Annotated in this window: 13 protein-coding genes and 1 pseudogene; 10 read left to right on the forward strand and 4 right to left on the reverse strand. The window is 68.7% G+C overall.

Annotation, left to right across the window (positions count from 1 at the left end; translation table 11 throughout):
- The first annotated feature begins 6 nt into the window (after positions 1 to 6).
- From AMK10_RS15115 to AMK10_RS15140, 4 genes and pseudogenes are all read left to right on the forward strand, one after another.
- A complete protein-coding gene (locus tag AMK10_RS15115) occupies positions 7 to 2,052 on the forward strand; it encodes a hypothetical protein (RefSeq protein WP_073748302.1) in 2,046 nt (681 codons plus the stop codon).
- Positions 2,049 to 3,035, forward strand: coding sequence for an AAA family ATPase (locus AMK10_RS15120; protein ID WP_073748303.1), 987 nt, complete (start codon positions 2,049 to 2,051; stop codon positions 3,033 to 3,035). Before AMK10_RS15115 ends, AMK10_RS15120 begins: the two co-directional genes overlap by 4 nt.
- Positions 3,028 to 7,572, forward strand: coding sequence for a TIR-like protein FxsC (locus AMK10_RS15135; protein WP_241839547.1), 4,545 nt, complete (start codon positions 3,028 to 3,030; stop codon positions 7,570 to 7,572). The genes AMK10_RS15120 and AMK10_RS15135 overlap by 8 nt, the downstream gene beginning before the upstream one ends.
- Before the next feature lie 120 nt (positions 7,573 to 7,692).
- Positions 7,693 to 7,968, forward strand: a pseudogene (locus AMK10_RS15140) (GNAT family N-acetyltransferase); the annotation flags it as partial.
- 28 nt (positions 7,969 to 7,996) lie between these two features.
- On the opposite strand, the gene AMK10_RS15145 reads toward AMK10_RS15140, so the two are convergent.
- The gene (locus tag AMK10_RS15145; RefSeq protein WP_073748307.1) at positions 7,997 to 8,380 is read right to left on the reverse strand and encodes a VOC family protein; all 384 of its coding nucleotides are present in this window, start codon (positions 8,378 to 8,380) and stop codon (positions 7,997 to 7,999) included.
- A gap of 179 nt (positions 8,381 to 8,559) precedes the next feature.
- On the opposite strand from AMK10_RS15145, the gene AMK10_RS15150 reads away from it, so the two are divergent.
- From AMK10_RS15150 to AMK10_RS15160, 3 genes are all read left to right on the forward strand, one after another.
- Entirely contained in the window at positions 8,560 to 8,904 is a 345-nt protein-coding gene (locus AMK10_RS15150) for an SCO0607 family lipoprotein (RefSeq protein WP_382565210.1), read from the forward strand.
- A 178-nt stretch (positions 8,905 to 9,082) separates the two neighbouring features.
- Entirely contained in the window at positions 9,083 to 9,361 is a 279-nt protein-coding gene (locus AMK10_RS15155) for a DUF6959 family protein (RefSeq protein ID WP_073748308.1), read from the forward strand.
- Positions 9,362 to 9,619: 258 nt separating this feature from the next.
- Positions 9,620 to 11,440 (forward strand): condensation domain-containing protein, encoded by a 1,821-nt coding sequence (locus AMK10_RS15160; RefSeq protein ID WP_073748309.1) that lies wholly within the window; start codon positions 9,620 to 9,622, stop codon positions 11,438 to 11,440.
- 133 nt (positions 11,441 to 11,573) lie between these two features.
- Here AMK10_RS15160 and AMK10_RS15165 read toward each other — a convergent pair whose 3' ends face one another.
- Together AMK10_RS15165 and AMK10_RS15170 are read right to left on the reverse strand one after the other, a co-directional pair.
- Complete coding sequence (locus AMK10_RS15165) at positions 11,574 to 11,843, reverse strand: phosphopantetheine-binding protein (protein ID WP_073748310.1); 270 nt, start codon at positions 11,841 to 11,843, stop codon at positions 11,574 to 11,576.
- Positions 11,840 to 12,121 (reverse strand): phosphopantetheine-binding protein, encoded by a 282-nt coding sequence (locus tag AMK10_RS15170; protein WP_073748311.1) that lies wholly within the window; start codon positions 12,119 to 12,121, stop codon positions 11,840 to 11,842. Before AMK10_RS15170 ends, AMK10_RS15165 begins: the two co-directional genes overlap by 4 nt.
- A gap of 261 nt (positions 12,122 to 12,382) precedes the next feature.
- Here AMK10_RS15170 and AMK10_RS15175 point away from each other — a divergent pair, with 261 nt between their 5' ends.
- From AMK10_RS15175 to AMK10_RS15185, 3 genes are all read left to right on the forward strand, one after another.
- On the forward strand, positions 12,383 to 14,863 hold the full coding sequence (locus AMK10_RS15175) for a type I polyketide synthase (protein WP_079180702.1): 2,481 nt from the start codon (positions 12,383 to 12,385) through the stop codon (positions 14,861 to 14,863).
- Entirely contained in the window at positions 14,863 to 19,200 is a 4,338-nt protein-coding gene (locus AMK10_RS15180; RefSeq protein ID WP_073748313.1) for a non-ribosomal peptide synthetase, read from the forward strand. Before AMK10_RS15175 ends, AMK10_RS15180 begins: the two co-directional genes overlap by 1 nt.
- A 515-nt stretch (positions 19,201 to 19,715) precedes the next feature.
- Positions 19,716 to 20,429, forward strand: a complete 714-nt coding sequence (locus tag AMK10_RS15185) for an LmbU family transcriptional regulator (protein ID WP_241839548.1) — start codon at positions 19,716 to 19,718, stop codon at positions 20,427 to 20,429.
- 158 nt (positions 20,430 to 20,587) lie between these two features.
- Here AMK10_RS15185 and AMK10_RS15190 read toward each other — a convergent pair whose 3' ends face one another.
- A complete protein-coding gene (locus AMK10_RS15190) occupies positions 20,588 to 21,319 on the reverse strand; it encodes a hypothetical protein (RefSeq protein WP_079180704.1) in 732 nt (243 codons plus the stop codon).
- Positions 21,320 to 21,340 lie beyond the last annotated feature (21 nt).

Consider the following 21,340-nt stretch of genomic DNA (forward strand, 5'->3'; position numbering starts at 1 on the left):
GCCGCGGTGGTCCGTCATGTGATCGTGGTCGCCTCCCAGTGCTCCACGATGCCCGAACTCGGCGCGCTGGAGGCAGCCGCCGGAGACCTGCACGCCGTCCTGACCGATCCGCATCTGGGCGGTGCCGAGCCGACCGAGGACTCGTTCCTGCTGAACCCGCGGACGGCCGAGGACGTGACCGCGGCCGTCCACGCCGCCGCCACCCGTGCGCGGCAGGACGGCGCAGTCCTGATCGTGGCCCTGCTCGGTCACGGGTTCACCACCCCCGCGCTGCGCTTCATGGTCCGGGACTCCCGGGTGACCTCAGCGGGTTCAGCCGTGGACGTACCGGGGCTCCTCGGGGAGGTCGCCAACGAGGCCGAGGGAGTGATCGCCCTCATCGACACCTGTCATGCCGGCGCTGCCCCGCCTCCCCCCGACGTCCTGGCCAACGGAGTGAGGGCTGGACAGGTCCAGTTCGCCGTCATCATGGCCGCGGCCGCCGGCCAGGAGGCGTACGGCATGAACCTCTCCCGCGCTCTGGCCTCCGTGCTCCGGCGAGGGCTGGAGGACCGTGGCCAGCACCTGCTGGTCGACGACGAGCTGATGAGCAGCGTCCGGGCCGAGGTGCGGAAGCTGGACAGCGGCCAGAGTATCGGCCGCTCGGTCTTCGACCAGTACGACTTCGCCGTGGGCCCGCTCTGGCTGGCCCACAACGCACGTGCCTCGTACGGGGCCGGCTCCGAGATCGGACCGGTCGCCGCCCGGCTGCTGGACGAGGCGAGCGAGGGATGGCCGGACAGGCCCACCCGCTGGACCCACGCCTCCCTGGCCGCCCTCCTCACCTCCTCCGCCGCCGACCAGCACCCGGCCCAGAAGATGTGGGTCGAGGAGATCAAGGCCGGACTGCAGGAGTGCAGGAAGACCGTCCACGTGCTCAAGGAACACCTCCCGGACGCCATGCGCACGAACGTGCTGCGCACGGCCGCGAGCCGGGCCGGCTTCCCCACGTCCCTGGTGAGCGATCCTCTTCTGCGTGACCTCGTCGAACACGCGGTCCTTGTGGGCGACCGGTTCGAGCGAACCGGGCGATCGAGGCACGCCTCGCCCGGTCGGCTGGTCGCCGCGCTCCTGGTCGGGGCGGGCATCACGCCCCCGGCGGAGCTGATCGAGTGGATCGAGGGCCACAGGGATGTCGTGTCCTTCAAGGACGCATACAAGGAATTCCAGCAGTGGGATCAGTCCGCCCGAACCCGTCTCGTACTCGGGATCCCCTCCTTCGCGGGCAGACGCCGCAGCAGCGGTGACAGCGCGCTCGAATGGCCGAGGCGGTTGCACGCATGGGTGATCCAAGGGGGCGAGACCCTGGGGTCGAACGAGTTCGAGGCCCCCACCCGCGACGAGGCCGGGCTGACCGCTGTCATCAAGGTGGCGATCAGGTGGGCCCGCAGCCGTCTGCCCGCGGACGAGCGCCTGGAACACATCGACATCGCCGCCTGCGGCCGGGCTCTGGCACAGTGGCACCCGGAAGAGGCCCGGACCGGGCTCCAAAAACTCGGTATCGCGCATCGGGTCACGCTGCGGTGGAACAACTCGATCGTGCGGGACGACGGGGCGGAGTGGGATGCCGCCGACCTGAACTACCTCGCCGAGGACGTTCTCGAAGCCCTCGAGGCGGGCGACACGGAGCTCTCCTGGCTGGGACTCGCGGACATGGCGGACCTGGAGGACCTCAAGGAACGCCTTGCCTCCGAGACAGGGCGCCCCTGGGCGCTGGAGCAGCGCCCCGCCGGATGCGACGAGGCACTGAGCGCCCTCGCCGCGTACACCCCCATTCTGATCTGGCCCGAGAACGCCACCGCCGCACCCGGGCAGTTCCGCACGACCGTGGACAGGCTGTGGAACCAGATCAGGAACGAGCAGGACTGGCACGCCGGCCGTGCACTCAAGCCCGGGGACGGCACACCGAACGGCCTGCGGCAGGTGCGACGGGTGTGGCACGACCGGCAATGGCTCGATTTCTGCAAACAGTTCGAGCCACCCCTGAACAGCCCCGAAGAGGAGACCTCATGACCTGGAGTCCTTACTACCGGGGCGACGGCGTCGCACGCGAGCCCGACCTCCCGCTGCCTCCCCCGTGGCGCATGCCGGGGAACGACGCCCCCGAAGGCGTGCCTTACCAGCCAGATCCCGGCCTCGTCGACGCCGTCAACGCGGCGCTCCTGCTGCACCGACCGCTCCTGCTCACCGGGCCCGCCGGCTCCGGGAAGTCCACCCTGATCAAGCATGTGGCCCACGAGGTCGGCCTCGGACGCGAACTCCACTGGCACATCACCTCACGCAGCACCCTGACCGAGGCCCTGTACCGCTACGACGCCCTCGGCCGCATCCACGCCCAGAACCTGCGCAACGCGGCGGGCCCGGCGCGCTCCCGGCTCGCGGGGCGGGGCCGGAAACAACGCGGCGACGACATCGCCCCCTTCCTCAGGCTCGGTCCCCTGGGCACCGCCTTCGCCGCGGTGGACCGGCCGCGTGCCCTGCTGATCGACGAGATCGACAAGAGCGACCTCGACCTGCCCAGCGACCTCCTGGACATCCTGGAGCGCGGCCGGTTCGAGATTCCCGAACTGTCCCGCCATCACCGGAAGCGGGTGCCGGTACGGCTGCACGACGACACCGAGACCGTCGACGTCGTGGACGGCATCGTCCCGTGCACGCTCTTCCCTCTGATCGTCATGACCAGCAACGGCGAACGCGACTTCCCGCCACCCTTCCGGCGACGGTGCATCCGGTACTCGATGCCCGTACTCACGGAGGAGAGTCTCACCGGGATCGTCGCCGCTCATCTCAGGCCCCCGGGCGAGGACGAGGACGCGGAACAGCTGACCACCGGCGTTCAGGAGCTGATCGCGGGCTTCGCCGGGAGGCTTGCCAACGGCGAGCACCTGGCCGTCGACCAACTGCTCAACGCCGTCCACCTCATCAGGCAGCCCCTCCAAGGCCAGCAGAGGAAGGACCTGACCGACCTTCTGCTCCAGGGCCTGGGCCGTGACTGAACCGCCGGAGCCGTTCGGCCGCCTCGGCGCACTCGCCGCCCAGCTCGGACTGACGGCCGAGGAGCTGGCGGATGCCGTGCTGCTCGCGGCGTCCGGCTACCAGGGAGACGCGGCGGCGCCCGGCACACCGGTGGACGACACGAGCTCCGGCGTCGTGGTCCCGCGGTCCCCGGAACAGCAGCCCTCGCCGACGACGGACCCATCGCGCGAACGGCCAGCCGCAGGCGGGCACGGGATCTCCGCCTACGGCGCGGCCGACGGGGAGACCCGGCCAGGCGTTCGGCTGACGCTGGGCCAGGCCGCGGCGCTCCCTCAGGCCCTCGCCATCGGACGGGCGCTGCGCCCGCTACGGCGGCGCTGGCGGCACGGGCACCGGACGGAACTGCACGTCGACGCGACCGTCGAGGACTACGCGCGCACCGGTCTGCTCGTACCCCACCTCGTGCCGATGCCGGAACGGTGGCTGGACGTCACCGTCGTCCTGGACCGCAGCAGCAGCATGGGCGTGTGGGACCCGGCAGCGGACGGACTGAACAGGATCCTGCGTTCCCTCGGCGCGCTCCGCACGCTGAACACCTGGCACCTCACCTGGAGCGGCGCCGAGCCCGTTCTCCACGACCAACGCGGCGCGCTCGTCCCGGCCGGCCAAGCCGGCCGCCGCGAAGGCCAGCCGGGCCGACGGCTCATGCTCGTCCTCAGCGACTGCGCGGCACCGGGCTGGCGCAGCGAGACACTCTGGCGAAACCTCCACGTCTGGAGCAGGACGACGAGTCTCGCCCTCTTCAACCCCCTCCCGCCCAGGCTCTGGCACCGGACAGCACTGGACCTGCCGCTCACCGTCACGACCGCGCCGGAGCCGGTGGCCCCCAGCGGAAGCTGGCTCTACGAACCCAAGGAACCGCGTCGCTGGCGGCGGGAGAGCAGCATCCGCTCCTGGCGGGCCGTCCCCGTGCTCGGCACGGACCCGGAAGACCTCCGGCGATGGGCCCAGACACTGATGCGCGGAGATCCGGAAGGCTGCACGGCCGTTCTGATCCCCGACACCGGCCGCCCGCCCCGGCGAGCACCTCGCAGACTCCCGGCCCGCCCGGCCGCTCCGGCACTCAAGCCGGGCGCCAGGGCGGAGGCCTTTCTACGGACCGCCCGTACGCCGGCCACCCAGCTCGCCGTACACGCCGCCGCCCTCGACACCTTCACCCTTCCCATCCTCCACGCACTGCGCGAACAGGCCGTACCCGAAGCTCGCCTGGACGACTTGGCCGAACTGCTCACCGCCGGCCTGTGCACCGTTCTGCGCAACCCGGAGGCGGATGACCTGTACACCTTCCGCCCCGAAGCACTGGCCCGCCTCCGCCAGGAGCTGACCCGGCAGACCGCGTGGCGTACCCACCAGGCCCTGACCCGGCACATCGCAAGCCGCCCCTGGACCCCGGAGGGTCTCACCGCTGTCCTGCACACCGCCACGGGTGCCTCCCTGCCCACGGCCCTGGTCCCTTTCGCGGAGGCGGCCGACTCGGTGCTCCGGCAGCTGGGCGTCACCATCCCGACGGCCCCTGATCCTGCCCCGGCCCCAGCACCCGCCCCTGCCCCAGCACCCGCCCCTGCCCCTGCCCCGACCCCGGTGACCGACGCGTCGACACGTCCCGTTCCGCCCGAACCCACCTCGCACCTCGTAGGTGCCCTGAGGGAACGTCTTCAGCAGGCGCTGGATGTGCCCCCGCAGGAATGGCTCGACAAGATCCGGCTCCTGGAGTCGCTCACCGCGGACTATGGGCGGCTCCTGGGAGAGCGTCATCCCGACGCTCTTACTGCGCGCGCGAATCTCGCCTCTTGCTACTACGAAGCGGGTCGGATTGATGAGGCCATTGTTATCGAGATGAGGGTGTTGGCTGACTGTGAGGAGATTCTTGGAGGGCGTCATCCCGATACCCTCACCGCGCGTGCAAACCTTGCTTCCTCCTATAACCGGGCCGGTCGGATCGATGAGGCCATCGACATCCAGCTGCGAGTGGTGGCCGACAGTGAGGAGGTTCTTGGGGAGCGTCATCCCGACGCTCTTACTGCGCGCGCGAATCTCGCCTCTTGCTACTACGAAGCGGGTCGGATTGATGAGGCCATTGTTATCGAGGCGAGGGTGTTGGCTGACCGTGTGGAGATTCTCGGGGAGCGTCATCCCGATACCCTTTCCGCGCGCGCGAATCTTGCTGCTTCCTATAATCGGGCGGGTCGAATCAATGAGGCCACGGCTATCCGCGAGCGAGTGCTGGCCGACAGTGAGGAGGTTCTTGGCGAGCGTCATCCCGATACCCTTTCCGCGCGCGCGAATCTCGCTGCTTCCCACTACGAAGCGGGTCGGATTGATGAGGCCATTGTTATCGAGATGAGGGTGTTGGCTGACCGTGAGGAGATTCTCGGGGAGCGTCATCCCGATACCGTTTCCGCGCGTGCCAACCTTGCCGCGTCCTACCTGGACGCGGGTCGGATTGATGAGGCCACAGCTATCCGTGAGCGGGTGTTGGCTGACCGTGAGGAGATTCTCGGGGAGCGTCATCCTGATACCCTTTCGGCGCGTGCCAACCTTGCTACTTCTTACAACCGGGCAGGTCGTGCCGAAGAGGCCACGGCTATCCGTGAGCGGGTGTTGGCTGACCGTGAGGAGATTCTCGGGGAGCGCCATCCTGATACCCTTTCCGCGCGTGCCAACCTTGCTTCTTCATATAGTCGGGCGGGTCGGATTGATGAGGCCACGGCTATCCGTGAGCGGGTGGCGGCTGGCCGTGAGGAGATTCTCGGGGAGCGTCATCCCGATACCGTTTCCGCGCGTGCCAACCTTGCCGCGTCCTACCTGGACGCGGGTCGGATTGATGAGGCCACGGCAATCTATGAGCGGGTGTTGGCTGACCGCGAGGAGATCCTCGGGGAGCGTCATCCCGCCACTCTCACCGCGCGTTCGAACCTCGCCTCTTCCTACAACCGGGCAGGTCGTGCCGAAGAGGCCACTGTGCTTCGCGAGCGGGTGTTGGCTGACCGTGAGGAGATTCTCGGGGAGCGTCATCCCGATACCCTTTCCGCGCGTGCCAACCTTGCCGCGTCCTACCTGGACGCGGGTCGGATTGATGAAGCCACAGCCATCCGTGAGCGGGTGCTGGCCGACAACGGGGAGGTCCTCAGAGACGGCGACCCCAGTACCCCGGTCGCCGCCGTAGCGACCGATGGCCTGCCGGCTACAGACACTGCTGAGACTCCGGCAGAGCCGGTACCCGATCCCGGCCGCCCTGGGACGGACATGGATTCTGGCGAACTCGGCCCTGCCGTCCCCGTTCCGCCCAGAGGGAGGACCCGCCGCAGGGCGTCCCCGTACTTCTTCCTGAGCTACGCGCACACGCCGCATCATGGCGGTGCAACGTCCACGGACATGTGGGTCGAGCGATTCTTCCAGGATCTGTGCGGCCATGTGATGGCCATGACCGATCTGCCCGCAGGTGTCCCCGTCGGATTCATGGACCGGGAGATGCATCCCGGCGAGAGCTGGTCGGAGCGGCTGAGCGAGGTGCTTGCCGAATGCCGGGTCTTCGTCCCGCTGTTCTCACCGCGCTACTTCACCAGCGAGATGTGTGGGAAGGAGTGGTACGCCTTCGAGCAGCGAGCCATCCAGCACCGTGCACGGTCGAGTCAGCATGCGGAGACGAATATCGTCCCCGTGCTCTGGGTACCGGTGGCTCCTGGTCACATGCCCTCCGCTGCCGAGCGCTTGCAGTTCAACCACCGATACTTCGGGGAACGCTACGTCAGCGACGGGCTCTACGGACTCATCAAGCTCAGGGGGTATGCCGAAGAGTACGAACGCGCGGTGTACGAACTTGCGAAACGCATCGTCACCGTCGGAGACACCGTGGGGCTGGCCCCCGGTGCGCCGGCCGATCTCCGCCACGTTCCCAATGCTTTCGCACCGCCACTCACTGAGCCGGAAGTCAGCAGGCCCATCCAGATCACCGTCGTCGCGCCGACTCGTCGTCGTCTGCCGGAGGGGCGCGATCCGGCGTACTACGGCGGAAGCGCGCAGGACTGGAATCCCTACCACCCGGTGTCTGCCGTCCCCCTGGCTCATGTCGCCGAAGATCTGGTGCGTTCCCTCAACCATCAGGCTGTCATCACGTCGTTCGACGTGGAGTCCGGACGCCAGGGAGGCAGGCGGCCGCCCGACGGCCCGGAGATTCTGCTGATGGACCGCTGGGCCCTCCAGGACGAGGACCGCCGACGCAGGCTCGCCGCCCTCGACGCGGAGAACGAGCCCTGGACGGCGGTGATCGTGCCCTGGAACAGGGACGACGGCCAGAGCCGGGCGGCTGAGGTGGAACTGACCGACCAGCTCGAACAGACCATGCCCGTCACGATGCGCCGTGCCCATCGCCTTGCCGGCGGGGCGGCCAGGGGCGTGTTCAGCTTGGAAGCGTTCGGACAGATCCTTCCCCAGGTGGTCGAGGCGGCCGTCGGGCAGCACCGGCGATACACGACGAGCTATGGGCCGACGGACTGACAGCCGCTGGACCAGGCGGAGCCGGCGTGCCGGGGCATCTGTGGCTGCGCGCGACAACCCGACGCCACCCCGTCGGTCGGGTCCGTCGCTGACAGGCGCTGTCCACGGAACTCGGTCCTTCCCTACTGCGGGCTCATCATCAGCCGCTCCACCCTGGAGGAGCCCGAGATCGCGTACGAGCTGTTCCAGCGTGCACACGGGCGCGGTTACGCCACCGAGGCAGCCCGGGCGGTGCTCGACGCCGCCGTCGAGACCGGCCGGGAGCGACTCTGGGCGACCGTCGGCGCGTGGAACACACCGTCGTTGCGCGTCCTCGAGAAGCTCGCGTTCGAGCGGGACCGCGTTTCCACCGAGGAAAGCGGCGAAGTGGTCTGGCTCACGCGTACGTTGCCGTGAGGCCGCTCGCCCGTTCCCGTCGAGCCCTTCACGAAGTCGTGGCTGCCCGGTCGGAGTCGCTGCGCAGCACACAGAATTCGTTGCCCTCGGGATCGGCGAGGACCGCCCAGCCGGAGCCGTCGGAATTCCTGTGATCGCCGACGAAGGTCGCACCCAGGGCGAGCAGCCGGTCCACCTCGTCATCGCGTGAGGTCTCCGGACGCAGGCACAGATGGATACGGTTCTTGACCGTCTTGGCCTCGGGCACCTGGTTGAAGTACAGCACCGGGCCCTCCGCCAGCAGCACCTGGGTCTCATGGGCACCCGGCCGGTCCTCCGGATCCACCGGGCTACCGGTCACACTGCTCCAGAACCGCGCAAGCTCGTAGGCATCCGCACAGTCGATCGCCACGTTCTGCACTACCGAGACCATGAGTGCGAGTCTTCCTGATCTCGGCCCGGAACGCGAACGGGGTGTGCTCGCTCCGCCCTCGGCACGATCTGCGGCCGCTTGGGTATCCACGCGTGCGATTCCAAGTACCTGTACTCAGGGCGCCGCGCTCCCGGGCGGCGAGAGTGAGGGCAGAACGAACGACGCGACTGGAGACGAGCATGAACCTGCCCCGCAGAACGAACCGAGCCGCCACCGCCTCCCGGCCCGGACGGGCACGCAGCATCGCTGCCGCTCTCGCGAGCGCGGCAGCAGTCGTGGCACTCGGCGGATGCGCCGGCATCGAGTACAAGGAAGACATCTGCAGCAAGGGCGAGTATCCCGTCCTGTCCGTGGGAGGTACCGGCTCCGCCTGCGTCCCGGACAAGGAGGAGCCCTCGGCCGGATACGCGCGGTACCCGGAGGGCAAGGTGCCGCAGCAGGTCGACGACGAGTGGGACGTGTACTGGGACACCCACACGCTCGACAAGGACGGCGACATCATCGACGCCCCCGACGCGAACTGAACTTCATGGCGGGGCATGTGGTTCGGCCACGCCGGTCACCGAACCGCTCACCCGGTACGGCGGTGCGCTCCTCCGCCGGTGAATCTCGGATGCCGAGAGGACCGAACGCCCCTGTCCAATTCACCGGACCGCTCGACACGACAAAGCCGCACATAACCTTCTGTCCTCAGGAAGAGTGATGACCGAAAGGGACGTCTCGGCCGCAGTCCTGGCTGTTGCGGGAAACTACGCTGTGGTCCAGCTGGAAGGGCGTCGGCATCCCGCACTGGCCGTGCAGGGAGACTTCCTCGGTATCCTCCACGGGGTCATCGAAGAGCTGGCCGAGAGTTTGGAGTCGGGAAACCTGGACGAGGCTGGTTTCTCCCTCAGGGAAATCAGATCGACGGTCTCCTCGATGGTGTCAGCTTATGAAGTAGCCTCGGCCGAGATCGGGTTCGATCTCCCGTACGTCCGATAGGCCGGGACCTGTTCGAGACGGAGGCCTCGCCGGAGTAATTCTGGCGAGGCCTCCTTGGTGTTCGGTCGATCTGCCCGGCCACGACGGGGATGGCGGCATGAAGTTCCACCTTGACAGGCCTTGAACCCCGGTGTGAATCTTGCACGGATTCACTGTCGAAGCGCTTGCGCGGTAAGGGGAGCGGGACCGTTGGACGGTGGGAATTCGACGGCTCGCAGGGGCCCTCTCGGTGGTGCGCAGGAGTTCGAATGGTGGAAGATGCAGGACACCCGCCTGCGCGCGGGGTCGAACGCCCACGTCTGGCTGGTGCCCGAGTACCCCCTCGACCTCGGCCAGGCCCGCCGGGTCGTCGACCTCCTGGTCCAGCGCCACGAGGCCTTCCGCACGCTGATCGTCCGAGGCCCCGACGGCCTGCCCGAGCAGCGGACCGATGCGCCCGCGCTGGACGGACTCCTTCTCCTGGAGGAAACGCCCGAGGGCCGCAGGAGCCACGAACTCGCCATCGGTGAGACCGAGTTCGACCTGTCCCGGGAAGGGCCGCTGAGGGTCGGGGCGGTGTGCGCGGGAGAGCGGGTGACCGAACTCCTCTTCGTGATCTCCCACTGCGTCTTCGACGGGCACAGCATCCCGCTGCTCCAGGCGGAGTTCGCGCTCGCCGTCCGCGAGGTCGCGCTGGGCGCGGAGCCCGCGCCGCCCCGGCAGCGGCACCAGCCGCTCGACTCCGTCTTCGCCGAGCAGAGCGGCCCGCTCGCGCAGCATCGAGCGGCCTCGACCGCCCATTGGGCGAGGGCTGTGCGTGAGATCCCGAACCGTATGTTCGTCCCGGCCCAGGACGACGTGATGCACAATCACACGGCGATGTACCGCACGGAACGCCTGGCACCGCTGCTGGCGCTTGCCGCGAAGCGGCATCGGACCACCCCCGCCGTCGTCCACGCCGCCCTCGTGCACGCGCTGCTCGCCGCGCTCTCCGCCGCTCCACGCAGTGTCGTACGCAACCACTTCCTCGGCCGGACGGATGCCGAGGCAGAGACCATCGGTTGCTATCACTGCATCCTGCCCGTGGTCGTAAAGACCTCCGACCGGCCCGGTTTCGGCGAGCTCGTCGGGCGCGTGGCCATGCAGACGCTGCGCGCCCAGAGCCGTTACCGGATCAGCAATCTGACCCTTCGGGGGCTCGTATCGGCGGAGGAACGCCGACGAGGGGTCGCCATCGCGGACGGCACCATCGTCAACTTCTCCTTCGACGAAGGCTTCGCGTCCCTGCTGGGCGAGTCCGAGGAGGAGCTGCTGACGGCGGCCGGCGCCGCCGTTGAACTCGAACTGCTCATGGGACGCAACGAGACCGTGCCCGAGCACCGGGGGCTGGACTGCTATTTCATGACCCGGATCGAGGACGGCGTCGCGGTCACGTACGCCACCTTCAACGGCGCGGTGTTCACCACGCCCCAGATGCGGGCCATGCTGATCGGACCGGAACAACTGCTCGCCGCACACCTGCAAGAAGACCTCGACTGGGACGGCATCTGCCGGATCGCCCATGGAGGCGATCCCTTTGCGCCGGCGCGGCCCGCCGTCCCGGTGGCTGGGGTCGATCTGGTGCTGCCCGAGCGGGTCGACGAGGCGCTCGTCTCACACCCCGCCGTGCGGACCTCCTCCACCACCGTGACCCCGGGCGCCGACGGCACGGTGCGGATCGAGTGCCGGGTGACGCGCGAACCTGGAGCCGAAGAGACCATCACCGAGGAGGAGTTGAGGGAGTACCTGCTCTGCCGGGTGCGGCCCGGGGCGGCGACGGTGGTCCCTCATCGCTTCCTGATCGAGGACGAGGTGAAGGAGGGAGCCGGCCCGGCCGAACCCCCGGTCCTCGCCCTGCTCACCGCGGTCCTGGAGGTCAACGGGATGTCCACGGCCGACGAAAGCCAGGGTTACACGGAGTGCGGCGCCGCACTGGGTGCCGTCCCCGCGGTCGTCGACCACCTCGCCGCACAGGGCTACAGCGGCCTGGGGCCGCACGACTTCACCCTGCCGATGTCCATGCGCAGTCTGGGCCGACGGCTGCGCCGCAGCGAGGAGTGACGGGCCTGTCGGGCGAAGAGCTGCCGATGCCGACCACGGAGGGTGCCTGGCGGGGCTCGACGAATGCTTGCTCGCCCGCGGCGGGGCACGTCGGCCGTGTCCGGTACCCGGTACCGGGCGACCCGGCTCCGTGTCACGCGGAGGCGCCACCATGGGCGTGGAGATCCCGGTACCGGGACGTGCATTCGTCGACGATCGCGGGCAATGCCTTTTTGCGGAACAGCAGTTCCAGAGGAAACTCGATCTCCAGGCGCGATTCCACACGGGTCATGAATTCGACTGCGGAGAGCGAGGTGCCACCGAGCGCGAAGAAGTTTCCCTCGCCGCCGGCGGCCTGGTCTCCGAGTACGGCGTACCACGCCTCCTCGACGGTGCCACGGACGTTGCTGTCGGTGTCGGTCACGATGTCTCCCTGCCGGGCGATTCCGCCCGTGCGGCCGCCTGCCCGCCCAGAGCCTCGCTGAGGTCTCTGAGCACTGGATTCCTGAAGACCACACGGACGTCGCGGCCCGTGCCGAGTTCCTCGCTCAGGGTGCGCGCGAGCCGGATGGCGACGATGGAGTTGCCGCCCACGTCGAAGAAGTTGTCATCGAGGCCGATGCCGGGGTTGCCCGTCAGGGTCCGCACGCTGCCGACCACCAATGCGTCCATGGGATTGCGGAACTCGCTGTCGTCGGCCATGTTCCCGAGACCTTTCTGTGCGGCTCATCGCCCAGCACCCTGAGGGGTACGCCATGGCTCCCCGGAAGCATTCCATGACCTCGGCGACGCAATGGCGGGAAAGCGTCGAAACGGGGCACGGGTGTGACTGTCGCGACCCACGCTCCTCGTCGGGATGATTATTGCGTTTGTCTCGCTGGCGAGACAAGCTCGCTCACAAGCCGGACGGGCAGTTGTCCGTACAGCCAATCAGGTCGATGCTAGGTTCGGGGTGGCAGTTCAATGTCTGATCGTGTTGCCGTGGTCGGGATGTCGATTCGCGCGGCGAAGGTACAGAGCGCGGCGGACTTCTGGCGTCTCCTGATCGCAGGGCGTTCCGGGCGGCGTGAAATCGACCTCACGGAATTGAAGCGGCGACGTGTTCCGAGTCGTACATACGAAGACCCGGCTCATGTGCCGGTCGTCTACTCCATGGAAGACGGCCTGGGTTTCGATCCCCATGCATTCGGACTCGGCCCTTCCGAGGCGGAGTTGACGGACCCGCAGCACCGCGCGATGCTCGAAGCCTGTTACCGGGCGGTGGAGAGCTCAGGAAGTTTCATCGGTTCGCTGTCTGACCGCGTCGGGGTATTCGTCGGGTCGCGGAAGAGTCGCTACGGTACACAGATCGAATACCTTTCGGCCTCGTCCGGCGGAAATGTGGATCTCGCCGGCATTGCTTTGGGGAACGATCCCGACCACCTGTCCAGCAGAATTTCCTATACGTACGGTCTCACCGGTCCGTCGATGACCGTCCTGACCGCCTGTTCGTCCTCGGGAGTGGCAGTCCATCTTGCTTCCCAGGCAATCCTTGCAGGTGAGTGCGATTCGGCGCTGGCGGGCGGCGTCGCTCTCGACGGGACGGACACGGGATATACGTACACCGCGGGCGGAATCTACTCGCCACGAGGCCGGTGCGAGCCGTACACGACATCGGCCGACGGCACCGTGGAGGGCAATGGCGTCGCCGTCCTCTTCCTGAGACGGCTGGATGTGGCGTTGGCCGAGGGAAACCCGATTCTGGGCGTCATCGCCGGTACCGCGGTGAACAATGACGGCCGGGAGCGCGCGGGCTTTACGGCCCCCGGAGTCGCCGGCCAGTGCGAACTGATCGAAGAGGCTCTCGACGTAGCCGAGTTGAGGGCCTCCAGCATCGGGCTGCTCGAGGGCCACGGTGCGGGCACGAGCATCGGGGACGCACTGGAGATCGAGGCCGCGACGCAGGCATTCCGCTCCACAGGAGCCGGTGCCGGCACGTGCCGTCTCCACTCCGCCAAGGCGAACATCGGGAATCTGACCGCTGCCGCCGGCGCGGCAGGCATCATCGGCTGTCTCCTGGCCCTGCGGCATGGGCGGATTCCCCCCAACGCCCCCCTGGTGGGCGGAGTCCCGCCGACCGATCTGGCGGGCACGCCGTTCACGCTGGCGGATGCCCCGATCGCCTGGCAGCCTTCGGACCAGGGCAGGTATGCGGCGGTCAGTTCGTTCGGGCTGGGCGGAACGAACGCGCATGTCATCGTGGGCGATGCCGAAAAGGAGATACGGCTCGCCTCACGCAAGGGGCGGTCCTGGCAGCTGCTTCCCCTGTCGGCGGACGACCCGGAACGCCTCTCCGGGACCGTCGATGCCGTGCGTGCGGCAGCGGAAGGAACCTCGGCCGACGTTCGTCAGGACATCGGCCACACGCTGCGCACCGGCCGCCCGGAGCTCACCACGCGCGCCGCCGCGCTGATCCGGGCCGACGCCGGGCCGGACGGCCGTACGTGGCCCGCGCCGGAGCACTTCCGTACGGTTCCCGAAGCACCGCCGACACTCGTCTACGTACTCCCCGGCGAAGCCGCCGGAGCCGCCGGAGCGCCGGACGTGGCGCGCGCCCTCTACCGGGCGGAGCCGGCTTTCCGGTCGGCCGTGGACGAGGGACTCGACACCATGCGGCAGATGCTGGCGCCCGACCTGTTCGCGTCGGTGCGCGATGCCTTCCTGGACGGCAGGCCTCCGCCCGCCACGCATGCGCTTCAGCCGGTGCTGCACCTGCTCGGCCTCGGGCAGCACGCTTTTCTCAGCGAGCTGGACGTCGGGCCGGACCTGCTCATGGGGCACGGCGTCGGCGAGCTGACCGCCGCGCAGCTCAGTGGTGTCCTCTCGGCCGAGGACGCGGCGCGCGCGGTCTGCTGGCGGAGCCAGGCCATGGCGGACCCCTCGGAACGCGCCGAAGCCGTGGTCCGCTTCACCCGCCGGATGCGCGACGTACGGCTGAACCCCCCTACCGTGCCGACGCTTTCGGGCGTCTCCGGGGCATGGCTGACCAGCGAGGAGGCGCGCGATCCCGGTTACTGGGGAGCGCAACTGGGTGCGCGGTGCCCCTTCGACGAGATCCTGCAGTGCGTGGTGTCCGAGCACCCCGCAGCGGTGTATCTGCAGCTGAACAGCGGGACGCAGCTGCTTCGGGCCGTTCGTCGTCTGGGCCTGGCCGAAGAAGCCGCCGTGGCCCTGGCATCCGGGGGAGAGGCATCGGACAGCGGGCGCTCGCTGCTCCAGGCGGTCGGAACTCTCTGGGAACGGGGTGTACGGATCGACTGGGGGGCCTACGCCGAGCGCGATCACGCGCTCCGGGCCGACGTGGCGCCACGGGTCTTCGGGCGGATTCCGTATGTGCACCCTTCACTGCTGGAGCATTGCCCCGGGATCGACCCGGCGGAGCTTTCGGGAAAGCGGGTCAGCTGATGACGTTCCAGGCAAGGGCGGAACCGGCCTCCCTGTCGCAGCAGCGGATCTGGTTCACCGAACAGTTGCTGCCCGGGACCTCCAGGAACAACCTGTCCGCGCAGTTCGTCGTGCACGGAGAGCTGGACGTGCCGACGCTCGAAGGCGCGGTCAACGAGGTCATCGCTCGGCACGAGGTCCTGAGAACCGGATTCGGAATGCGTGACGACGCCCTCGTTCAGGAGGTGCTGGACGAGGCCCGGGTCACCGTGCGCACCCTTGACGCAGCCGATGAGGAGTCCGTCCTCGCCACAGCCGCCGAGCTCGCCCGGGAGCCGTTCGACCTGAGCAGCGCCCCCCTGGTGCGGGCGGGCCTGGTGCGGGGCAGCAGCGGCACCAGGATTCTGGTGTTCGCGCTTCACCTCGTCGTGGCTGACGCCCGGTCCCTGGACATCTTCCTGCGCGAGGTCATGGAGTTCTACCGGAAGAAGGAAGCAAACGGCGTCCCCGACCTGCCCGATCTGCCGGCAACGCGCTATGTCGACTTCGCGACATCGCAGCGTGAGTGGGTGAAGACCCCGCAGGCCGTCGAGCGGCGGGCGGCGCAGGTACGCGAACTCTCCGCATTTCCCGCCGTGGTCGACCTTCCGGCCGACCGCCCCCGGCCGGCCGTGCAGACGTTCGCAGTGGCGTCCTCGCACGGGCGCACCTCGTCCTCGCTGACGAGCAGGCTCGATGAGGTGGCGCGAGAGCACGGAGCGACGCTCCGGACGGTGGTGCTGGCTTCGTTCTCGGCAGTGCTGGGCCTCTGGTCGCGGCAGACCCGGCTGCTGGTGGCGACCCCGGCGGCCAACCGCTCGTCGCCAGGGACCGAAGGGCTGATCGGGCCCTTCGAGAACACCCTCGTGATCCCGGCCGACATGGGCGGCGACCTCTCCTTCGCCGTACACCTCGAGCGCGTCCATGATGTGCACCGGAGGGTGGCGTCGGAGAACGTCCCGTTCGAGGAGGTCATCGACGGCGTCGCGCCCGAGCGCAGCCTGTCCTCCAACCCGCTGGTCCAGGTGATGGCGGCCTTCGAGGAAGCCCCCGCGGCTCCTGCCGGACGTCCAGAGGCCGGACTGGAACCGATCAGCCGGCCGACGGCAAGCACCCAGTTCGACCTGGTGCTCGACGTCACCCGGGGCGACGGCGGCCTGGACTGCCGGCTCCAATACGCGACCGACCTGTTCGACCAGGACACGGCGGAGCGGTTCCTCAGGCATCTGCGGCGACTGTGGGAGGTCGTCGCCGCCCGACCGGATGCCGGTGTCGGGTCCATCGACCTGGCGGACGTGGAGGAGCGGGCCGCGCTCCTGGCACTGGGCACCGGCCCCACGCGCCCGGTCGATCCCCGCGCGCTCCCGGCCAGGCTCTCCGAGGCCGCGCACAGCCGGCCGGACGCCGTCGCGGTGCAGGCCCCCGACGGCACCTACACCTACGCGCAGCTCATCGAGCGGGCGGAGGCGATCGCCGCGGCGCTCACGGCCCGTGGACTGCGGCCGGGCGATCCGGTCGGCGTAGCGCTTCCACGCGGCCGCGACCTGCCCGCGGGTCTGCTCGGCGTCTGGGCCGCGGGAGGCTCCTACGTCCCGCTCGACCCCGCGTACCCCGCGGCCCGGCTGGAGCACATGACGCAGGACGCGGGCATCAAGGTCCTGCTGAGCACGCGCGACCTCGCGGACCACATCCCTGTGCCCGCCGACACCGAAGTGCTGGTGCTGGACGATCCCGCTGTCCCGCTGCCGGCCGGGAGACCGGCCCCCGCGACACGCGGCGACGACGTGGCCTACGTGATCTACACGTCCGGCTCGACCGGCCGCCCCAAGGGAGTGATGGTCAGCCATCAAAGCCTCGGGAACCTTCTGGACGACTTCATGTCCGAGTCCGGGTTCGGTACGCGCGACCGGCTGCTCGCGCTGACCTCCCTGTCCTTCGACATCGCTGGGCTGGAACTCTGGCTCCCGCTGCTCGCCGGAGGAACACTGGTGATCGGGCCGCCGGGTGTCGGCGGCGACCCGGAGCGGCTGCACCGGCTCCTCTCCGACGAGGAGATCACCGTGGTGCAGGCCACCCCGGCGACCTGGAAGCTCTACGCCGCGTACCACCGCGCCGCGCCGCCCGCGCTCCGGCAGATATGGAGTGGTGGTGAGCACCTGCCGCACTCGCTCGCCCAGGCGCTGACCGCGATGGGGCCCGAGGTGCACAACCTCTACGGGCCTACGGAGACGACCATTTGGTCGACGCGGGCGGTGCTCCGGCAGGGCGACAGCGTGACCGGAATAGGGCGGCCCCTCTCCAACACGCGCCTGTTCGTCGTCAACGCCGACGGCCGCCAGGCCCCCATGGGGATACCCGGGGAGCTGTGCATCGGCGGCGCTGGGCTGGCGCTGGGCTACCTCGGCCGGCCCGATCTGACCGCACAGCGGTTCGTCGAGGTCGAAGGGCTGCCCGTCTACCGCACCGGAGACCTGGCCAGGTGGCGGTCCGACGGGAACCTGGAGTACCTCGGGCGTCTGGACGACCAGGTGAAGATCCGGGGTCACCGGGTGGAGCCCGGGGAGGTCGATGCCGTGGCCCGGGCCTGCCCCGGCGTCCAGGACGCCTGCACGCTGGCTGTCACGACCTCCGCGGGCGAGGAGCAGATGGTCACCTTCGTGACGCCGGGGGAGAGCCCGGATCGAGCCGGCGACACCACGGGGGACTGGCGCGCCATCTGGGAGAACGCCTACGCCGAAGGCGAGCCCGCCGAAGAGGACGACCTGAATCTGAAGGGCTGGAGGAGCAGCTACTCCAAACAGCCGCTGCCGGAGGCGGAGATGCGGGACTGGGTGACGCAGACCGTCGACAGAATCGCCGCGACGGGCGCGCGCACCTTCGCGGAGATCGGCTGCGGCACCGGATTGCTGCTGCTGCGCCTGGCTCCTTCGGCCGACCGCTACCTGGGTATCGACTTCTCCGCGGAAGCCACGGGGCACGTGAAGAGGGCGGTCGACCGGCGGGGTCTCACCGGCCAGGTGCTGCTCGCCACGGCAGCTGCCCCGGAGATCGGCGACGTCGCCGGCGGAGAACTCTTCGACTGCGTGGTGATCAACTCGGTCGCCCAGTACTTTCCTGGCCGGGAGTACCTCACGGAGGTTCTGACCGAAGCGACCAGGATCGTCGCCCCCGGCGGACACATCTTCGTCGGCGACCTGCGGAGCCTGAAACTGGCAGCGGCGTTCCACAGCGGTGTGCTGGAGACGGATGACCTGCTGGGAGCCGAGGAGCTGCGCGCCCTCGCCGCACGGCACGCGCTGGAGGACGACGAACTCCTCATCGATCCGGGGTACTTCGCGGAGCTCCAGGACGCGCTACCGGCGGTGACCGGGATTCAGACGTCGCTCAAGGGCTCCGGATACGACAACGAGATGACGCGCTTCCGCTACGACGTCCTGCTGAGGATCGGTGGGGAGGAACCGGACCGGCCGCAGTCCTGTGAGTACGCCGACTGGGAGGAGGTCTCCGGTTTCGAAGGCCTGGACGGACTGCTCGGAGCGTCGAGCTCCGCCGCGGTCGTCGTCGACGGCATCCCGAATGCCCGTGTCGCACGCTTCGCCCAGCTCGCGTCGGGTGAGGAGATGCCCGGCCTCGTGTGTTCGCCGGAGGAACTGGACGACGTGGCGGCTCGGCACGGCTGGGACAGCCGACATGCCTGGTCCTCCCGCCTCCCGCACCAAGGACGCATGCGGACGGTCTTCACCCACCGCGACCGGTGGAGCGGACACTTCGTCCACGAGCGGCCGGCGGTCGACGGGCCGACGACCAACGACCCCGGGCAGGGAGCTCGGCTGCAGGTGCTGAAACACGGTGCGCGAGCCTTCCTGCGGCAGAATCTGCCCGAGTACATGGTGCCGAACCGGGTGCTGACCCTGCCGGAGCTTCCCCTGACCCCCAACGGGAAGACCGACAGAATCGCCTTGAGGGCCCTCGCCCGGCAGCAGGTTTCCAGTACGGATCACGTGGTTCCGAGTGGACCGGTTCAAAATCTTCTGCACGAGATCTGGTGCGAAGTGCTGAACGTCTCCCGAGTCAGTGTCGTGGAGAACATCTTCGACGCCGGCACCACATCCCTGCTGGTGGTGCGGATACGCCAGGAACTGCGCGACCGGCACGGGATCGACGTCCCGCTGACGTCCTTCTTCACCCATCCGACGATCTCGGCGCTGGCCCGGACTCTCGACCCGGAAACGGAACGGCACTCCTCTGACGACCGGCCCGCAAGCCCGCGTGCCCACAACGTCACGGCGGCGCGCCGTCGCCGGCGCCGCAGGCAGTGACGGCGGAGGAGTCCGCCGGCGGGGCCCGGGATCCGGGGCGGGGCATGGCCGGCCGTCGAAGCGCGGCGGACACCACGAGCCTGGCCCCGCCCGGTCGGCCGGGGCTGCCCGAGTCGCACGATCGCACGACAGCATCACGGACATCAACCCTCGTGCAGCCCTTCAACGGCACATTCTTCTGCCGCAGTTCAAGCGCTTCGACTCTCATCGGGAGTTGAGAGTCGATACGTTCAACTGACTAGGCGATACAGGGTAGTTAGGCCCGCAATGCACCCTTGACAAGCCCGAACTCCGGTGTGAATCTTGCTCCGATTCAGCAGGGGAAGCGCTTGCGGGCCAAGGAGAACGAGGCCGTTGGAGGGCTGATGTCGAAGGCTCGCGGCGGCCTGCTCGGTGGCGCCCAGGAGTTCGAGTGGCTGACGGCGCGGGGGGCCTGCGTGTACGCGAGGTCGAGTGCCCCGCTCCGGATGACGCCCGAAGATCGGACGATGCACGCAGAGAGCTCGGGAGTATCCATGCGTAAAACAGTCAGCTTGGCGGGCCAGACCGTGCGACATAGGGCAGCGGGGGCCGCGCGGCCGCCGCGGGGCTCAGGCGTTCAGCTGCACAAGGCTGGCTTACTCTTCACGGCCAAGCAGAGCTTCAGCACCTGGGAGGAGCTCGGCACCGAGCTGTTCTCCTTCGCCGACTCCTCCACCTGGTGGATCGCCGATTGGCTGGTGTACGGGGAGTCCGTGTTCCATGACCGCTACGAGGAAGCCATCAAGCGCACCTCGCTCAGCTATCAGACGCTGCGCAACTACAGCTGGGTCGCGCGCGCGTTTCCGCTGTCCCGCAGACGCCCGGGGCTGAGCTTCAGCCATCACCTCGAAGTCGTGGCACTGGACGAACCGGAGCAGGACTACTGGCTGCGCAAGGCGAAAGAGCTGGACTGGAGCAGGAACAAGCTGCGCCGGGAGATCCGCGAAAGTCTGCTCATACGGCAGGGCGAACTGACACCGTCCGGCACAGGACATGACGAGAAGTCACGTGTTGCCACCCGCACGGCAGTCGGGTCAGGGTCGACGCTGCTCCTGCGCGAGGCCACTTCCACGGCCGAGGCCCGCTCGCTGATCCTTCAGTTCTCAGCCGACGAACTGGCGGGCATGGGGAGGGCCGCCCGACGGGACAGCGAGTCGGTCGAGGCATGGGTGGCGAAGATCGTACGGCGCGCCATCGACTGTTCCTGAACGGGTCGGGGACGCTGAGCCGGGACGCCGTCGGGGCGTGCCGGCCGTGACGTCGGGGAGGGGCGAGTGCCCTGTTCGTCGACAGGGCGCTTCAGCCGGCCGGCACCGGGGGCATCTCCCGGTCCGCTCCACAGGCGGACCGGGCCGGATGAACGGGCTCAGGTCGCGGAGCCGGATCCGGCGGTGTCCGCGCCGGCGGCGTGGACCGTGAAGAGACGCGCGTCGAAGTAGTCGTCGTCCGGTGACTTCACCACGGGGCCGTAGGGCACCCACGGCGCTCGCCCTTCGACGACGGGGACGAGAGCCCGCCCCACCAGGCAGATGACGGCCGCCCGCGGGACGCGCCGGAGGGAGCGCTCGATGTTCTCCAGCACCCGTTCCGTCACAGCCGCACTGAAGGGCTCGTAGAAGTAGAACACCCCCGCGTCGTCCGGGATCTCGAATTCCTCGGCGCTCTGGTGGCGTATGTCGAAGTCGTCGCACCGCTTCGAAGGGGAGTCGTATCGCATCACATTGTGTGTGGCGATGTCGCAGAGATGCCCGGAGAGCTCGACCCCTATGATCCTCTTGAACGGGAATTCGGAAGCCACGAGCAGTACGCGGCCCTTCCCCGAGCCGAAGTCGATGAACGCCACCTCCTCGTAGTCGACGGGAACCTGCGACATCACCGCTCTGAGGATTCCCGTGGGTGAGGGGGAGTACCGATAGTTGTTGAGCAGGTCGAAATTGTCGGCCTCGCCGGCGTCCCAGCTTTCGAAGGGGGTGCTCGTGTCCACGCCGAAAGAAGTGTCGAACTTTTCGACCTGGTCGATCTCGGCGACCTTGGCGTCGAATGCCTCCTGGACTTTCAGGTACTCGAGGAAGTCCCGCCGCTCACCCTTGTCGGTCACTGCACTCTCCTGGGAGGTCTA

Origin of the sequence: Streptomyces sp. CB02058, from assembly GCF_001905505.1 — a bacterium.
Taxonomy (GTDB): Bacteria; Actinomycetota; Actinomycetes; order Streptomycetales; family Streptomycetaceae; genus Streptomyces.

Excerpts from the sequence above, each read along its gene's own strand:
- AMK10_RS15120 (WP_073748303.1), top strand. The coding sequence starts at position 2,049 with ATGACCTGGAGTCCTTACTACCGGGGCGACGGCGTCGCACGCGAGCCC.
- AMK10_RS15145 (WP_073748307.1), bottom strand. The coding sequence starts at position 8,380 with ATGGTCTCGGTAGTGCAGAACGTGGCGATCGACTGTGCGGATGCCTAC.
- AMK10_RS15150 (WP_382565210.1), top strand. The coding sequence starts at position 8,560 with ATGAACCTGCCCCGCAGAACGAACCGAGCCGCCACCGCCTCCCGGCCC.
- AMK10_RS15155 (WP_073748308.1), top strand. The coding sequence starts at position 9,083 with ATGACCGAAAGGGACGTCTCGGCCGCAGTCCTGGCTGTTGCGGGAAAC.
- AMK10_RS15160 (WP_073748309.1), top strand. The coding sequence starts at position 9,620 with ATGCAGGACACCCGCCTGCGCGCGGGGTCGAACGCCCACGTCTGGCTG.
- AMK10_RS15170 (WP_073748311.1), bottom strand. The coding sequence starts at position 12,121 with ATGGCCGACGACAGCGAGTTCCGCAATCCCATGGACGCATTGGTGGTC.
- AMK10_RS15175 (WP_079180702.1), top strand. The coding sequence starts at position 12,383 with ATGTCTGATCGTGTTGCCGTGGTCGGGATGTCGATTCGCGCGGCGAAG.
- AMK10_RS15180 (WP_073748313.1), top strand. The coding sequence starts at position 14,863 with ATGACGTTCCAGGCAAGGGCGGAACCGGCCTCCCTGTCGCAGCAGCGG.
- AMK10_RS15185 (WP_241839548.1), top strand. The coding sequence starts at position 19,716 with ATGCGTAAAACAGTCAGCTTGGCGGGCCAGACCGTGCGACATAGGGCA.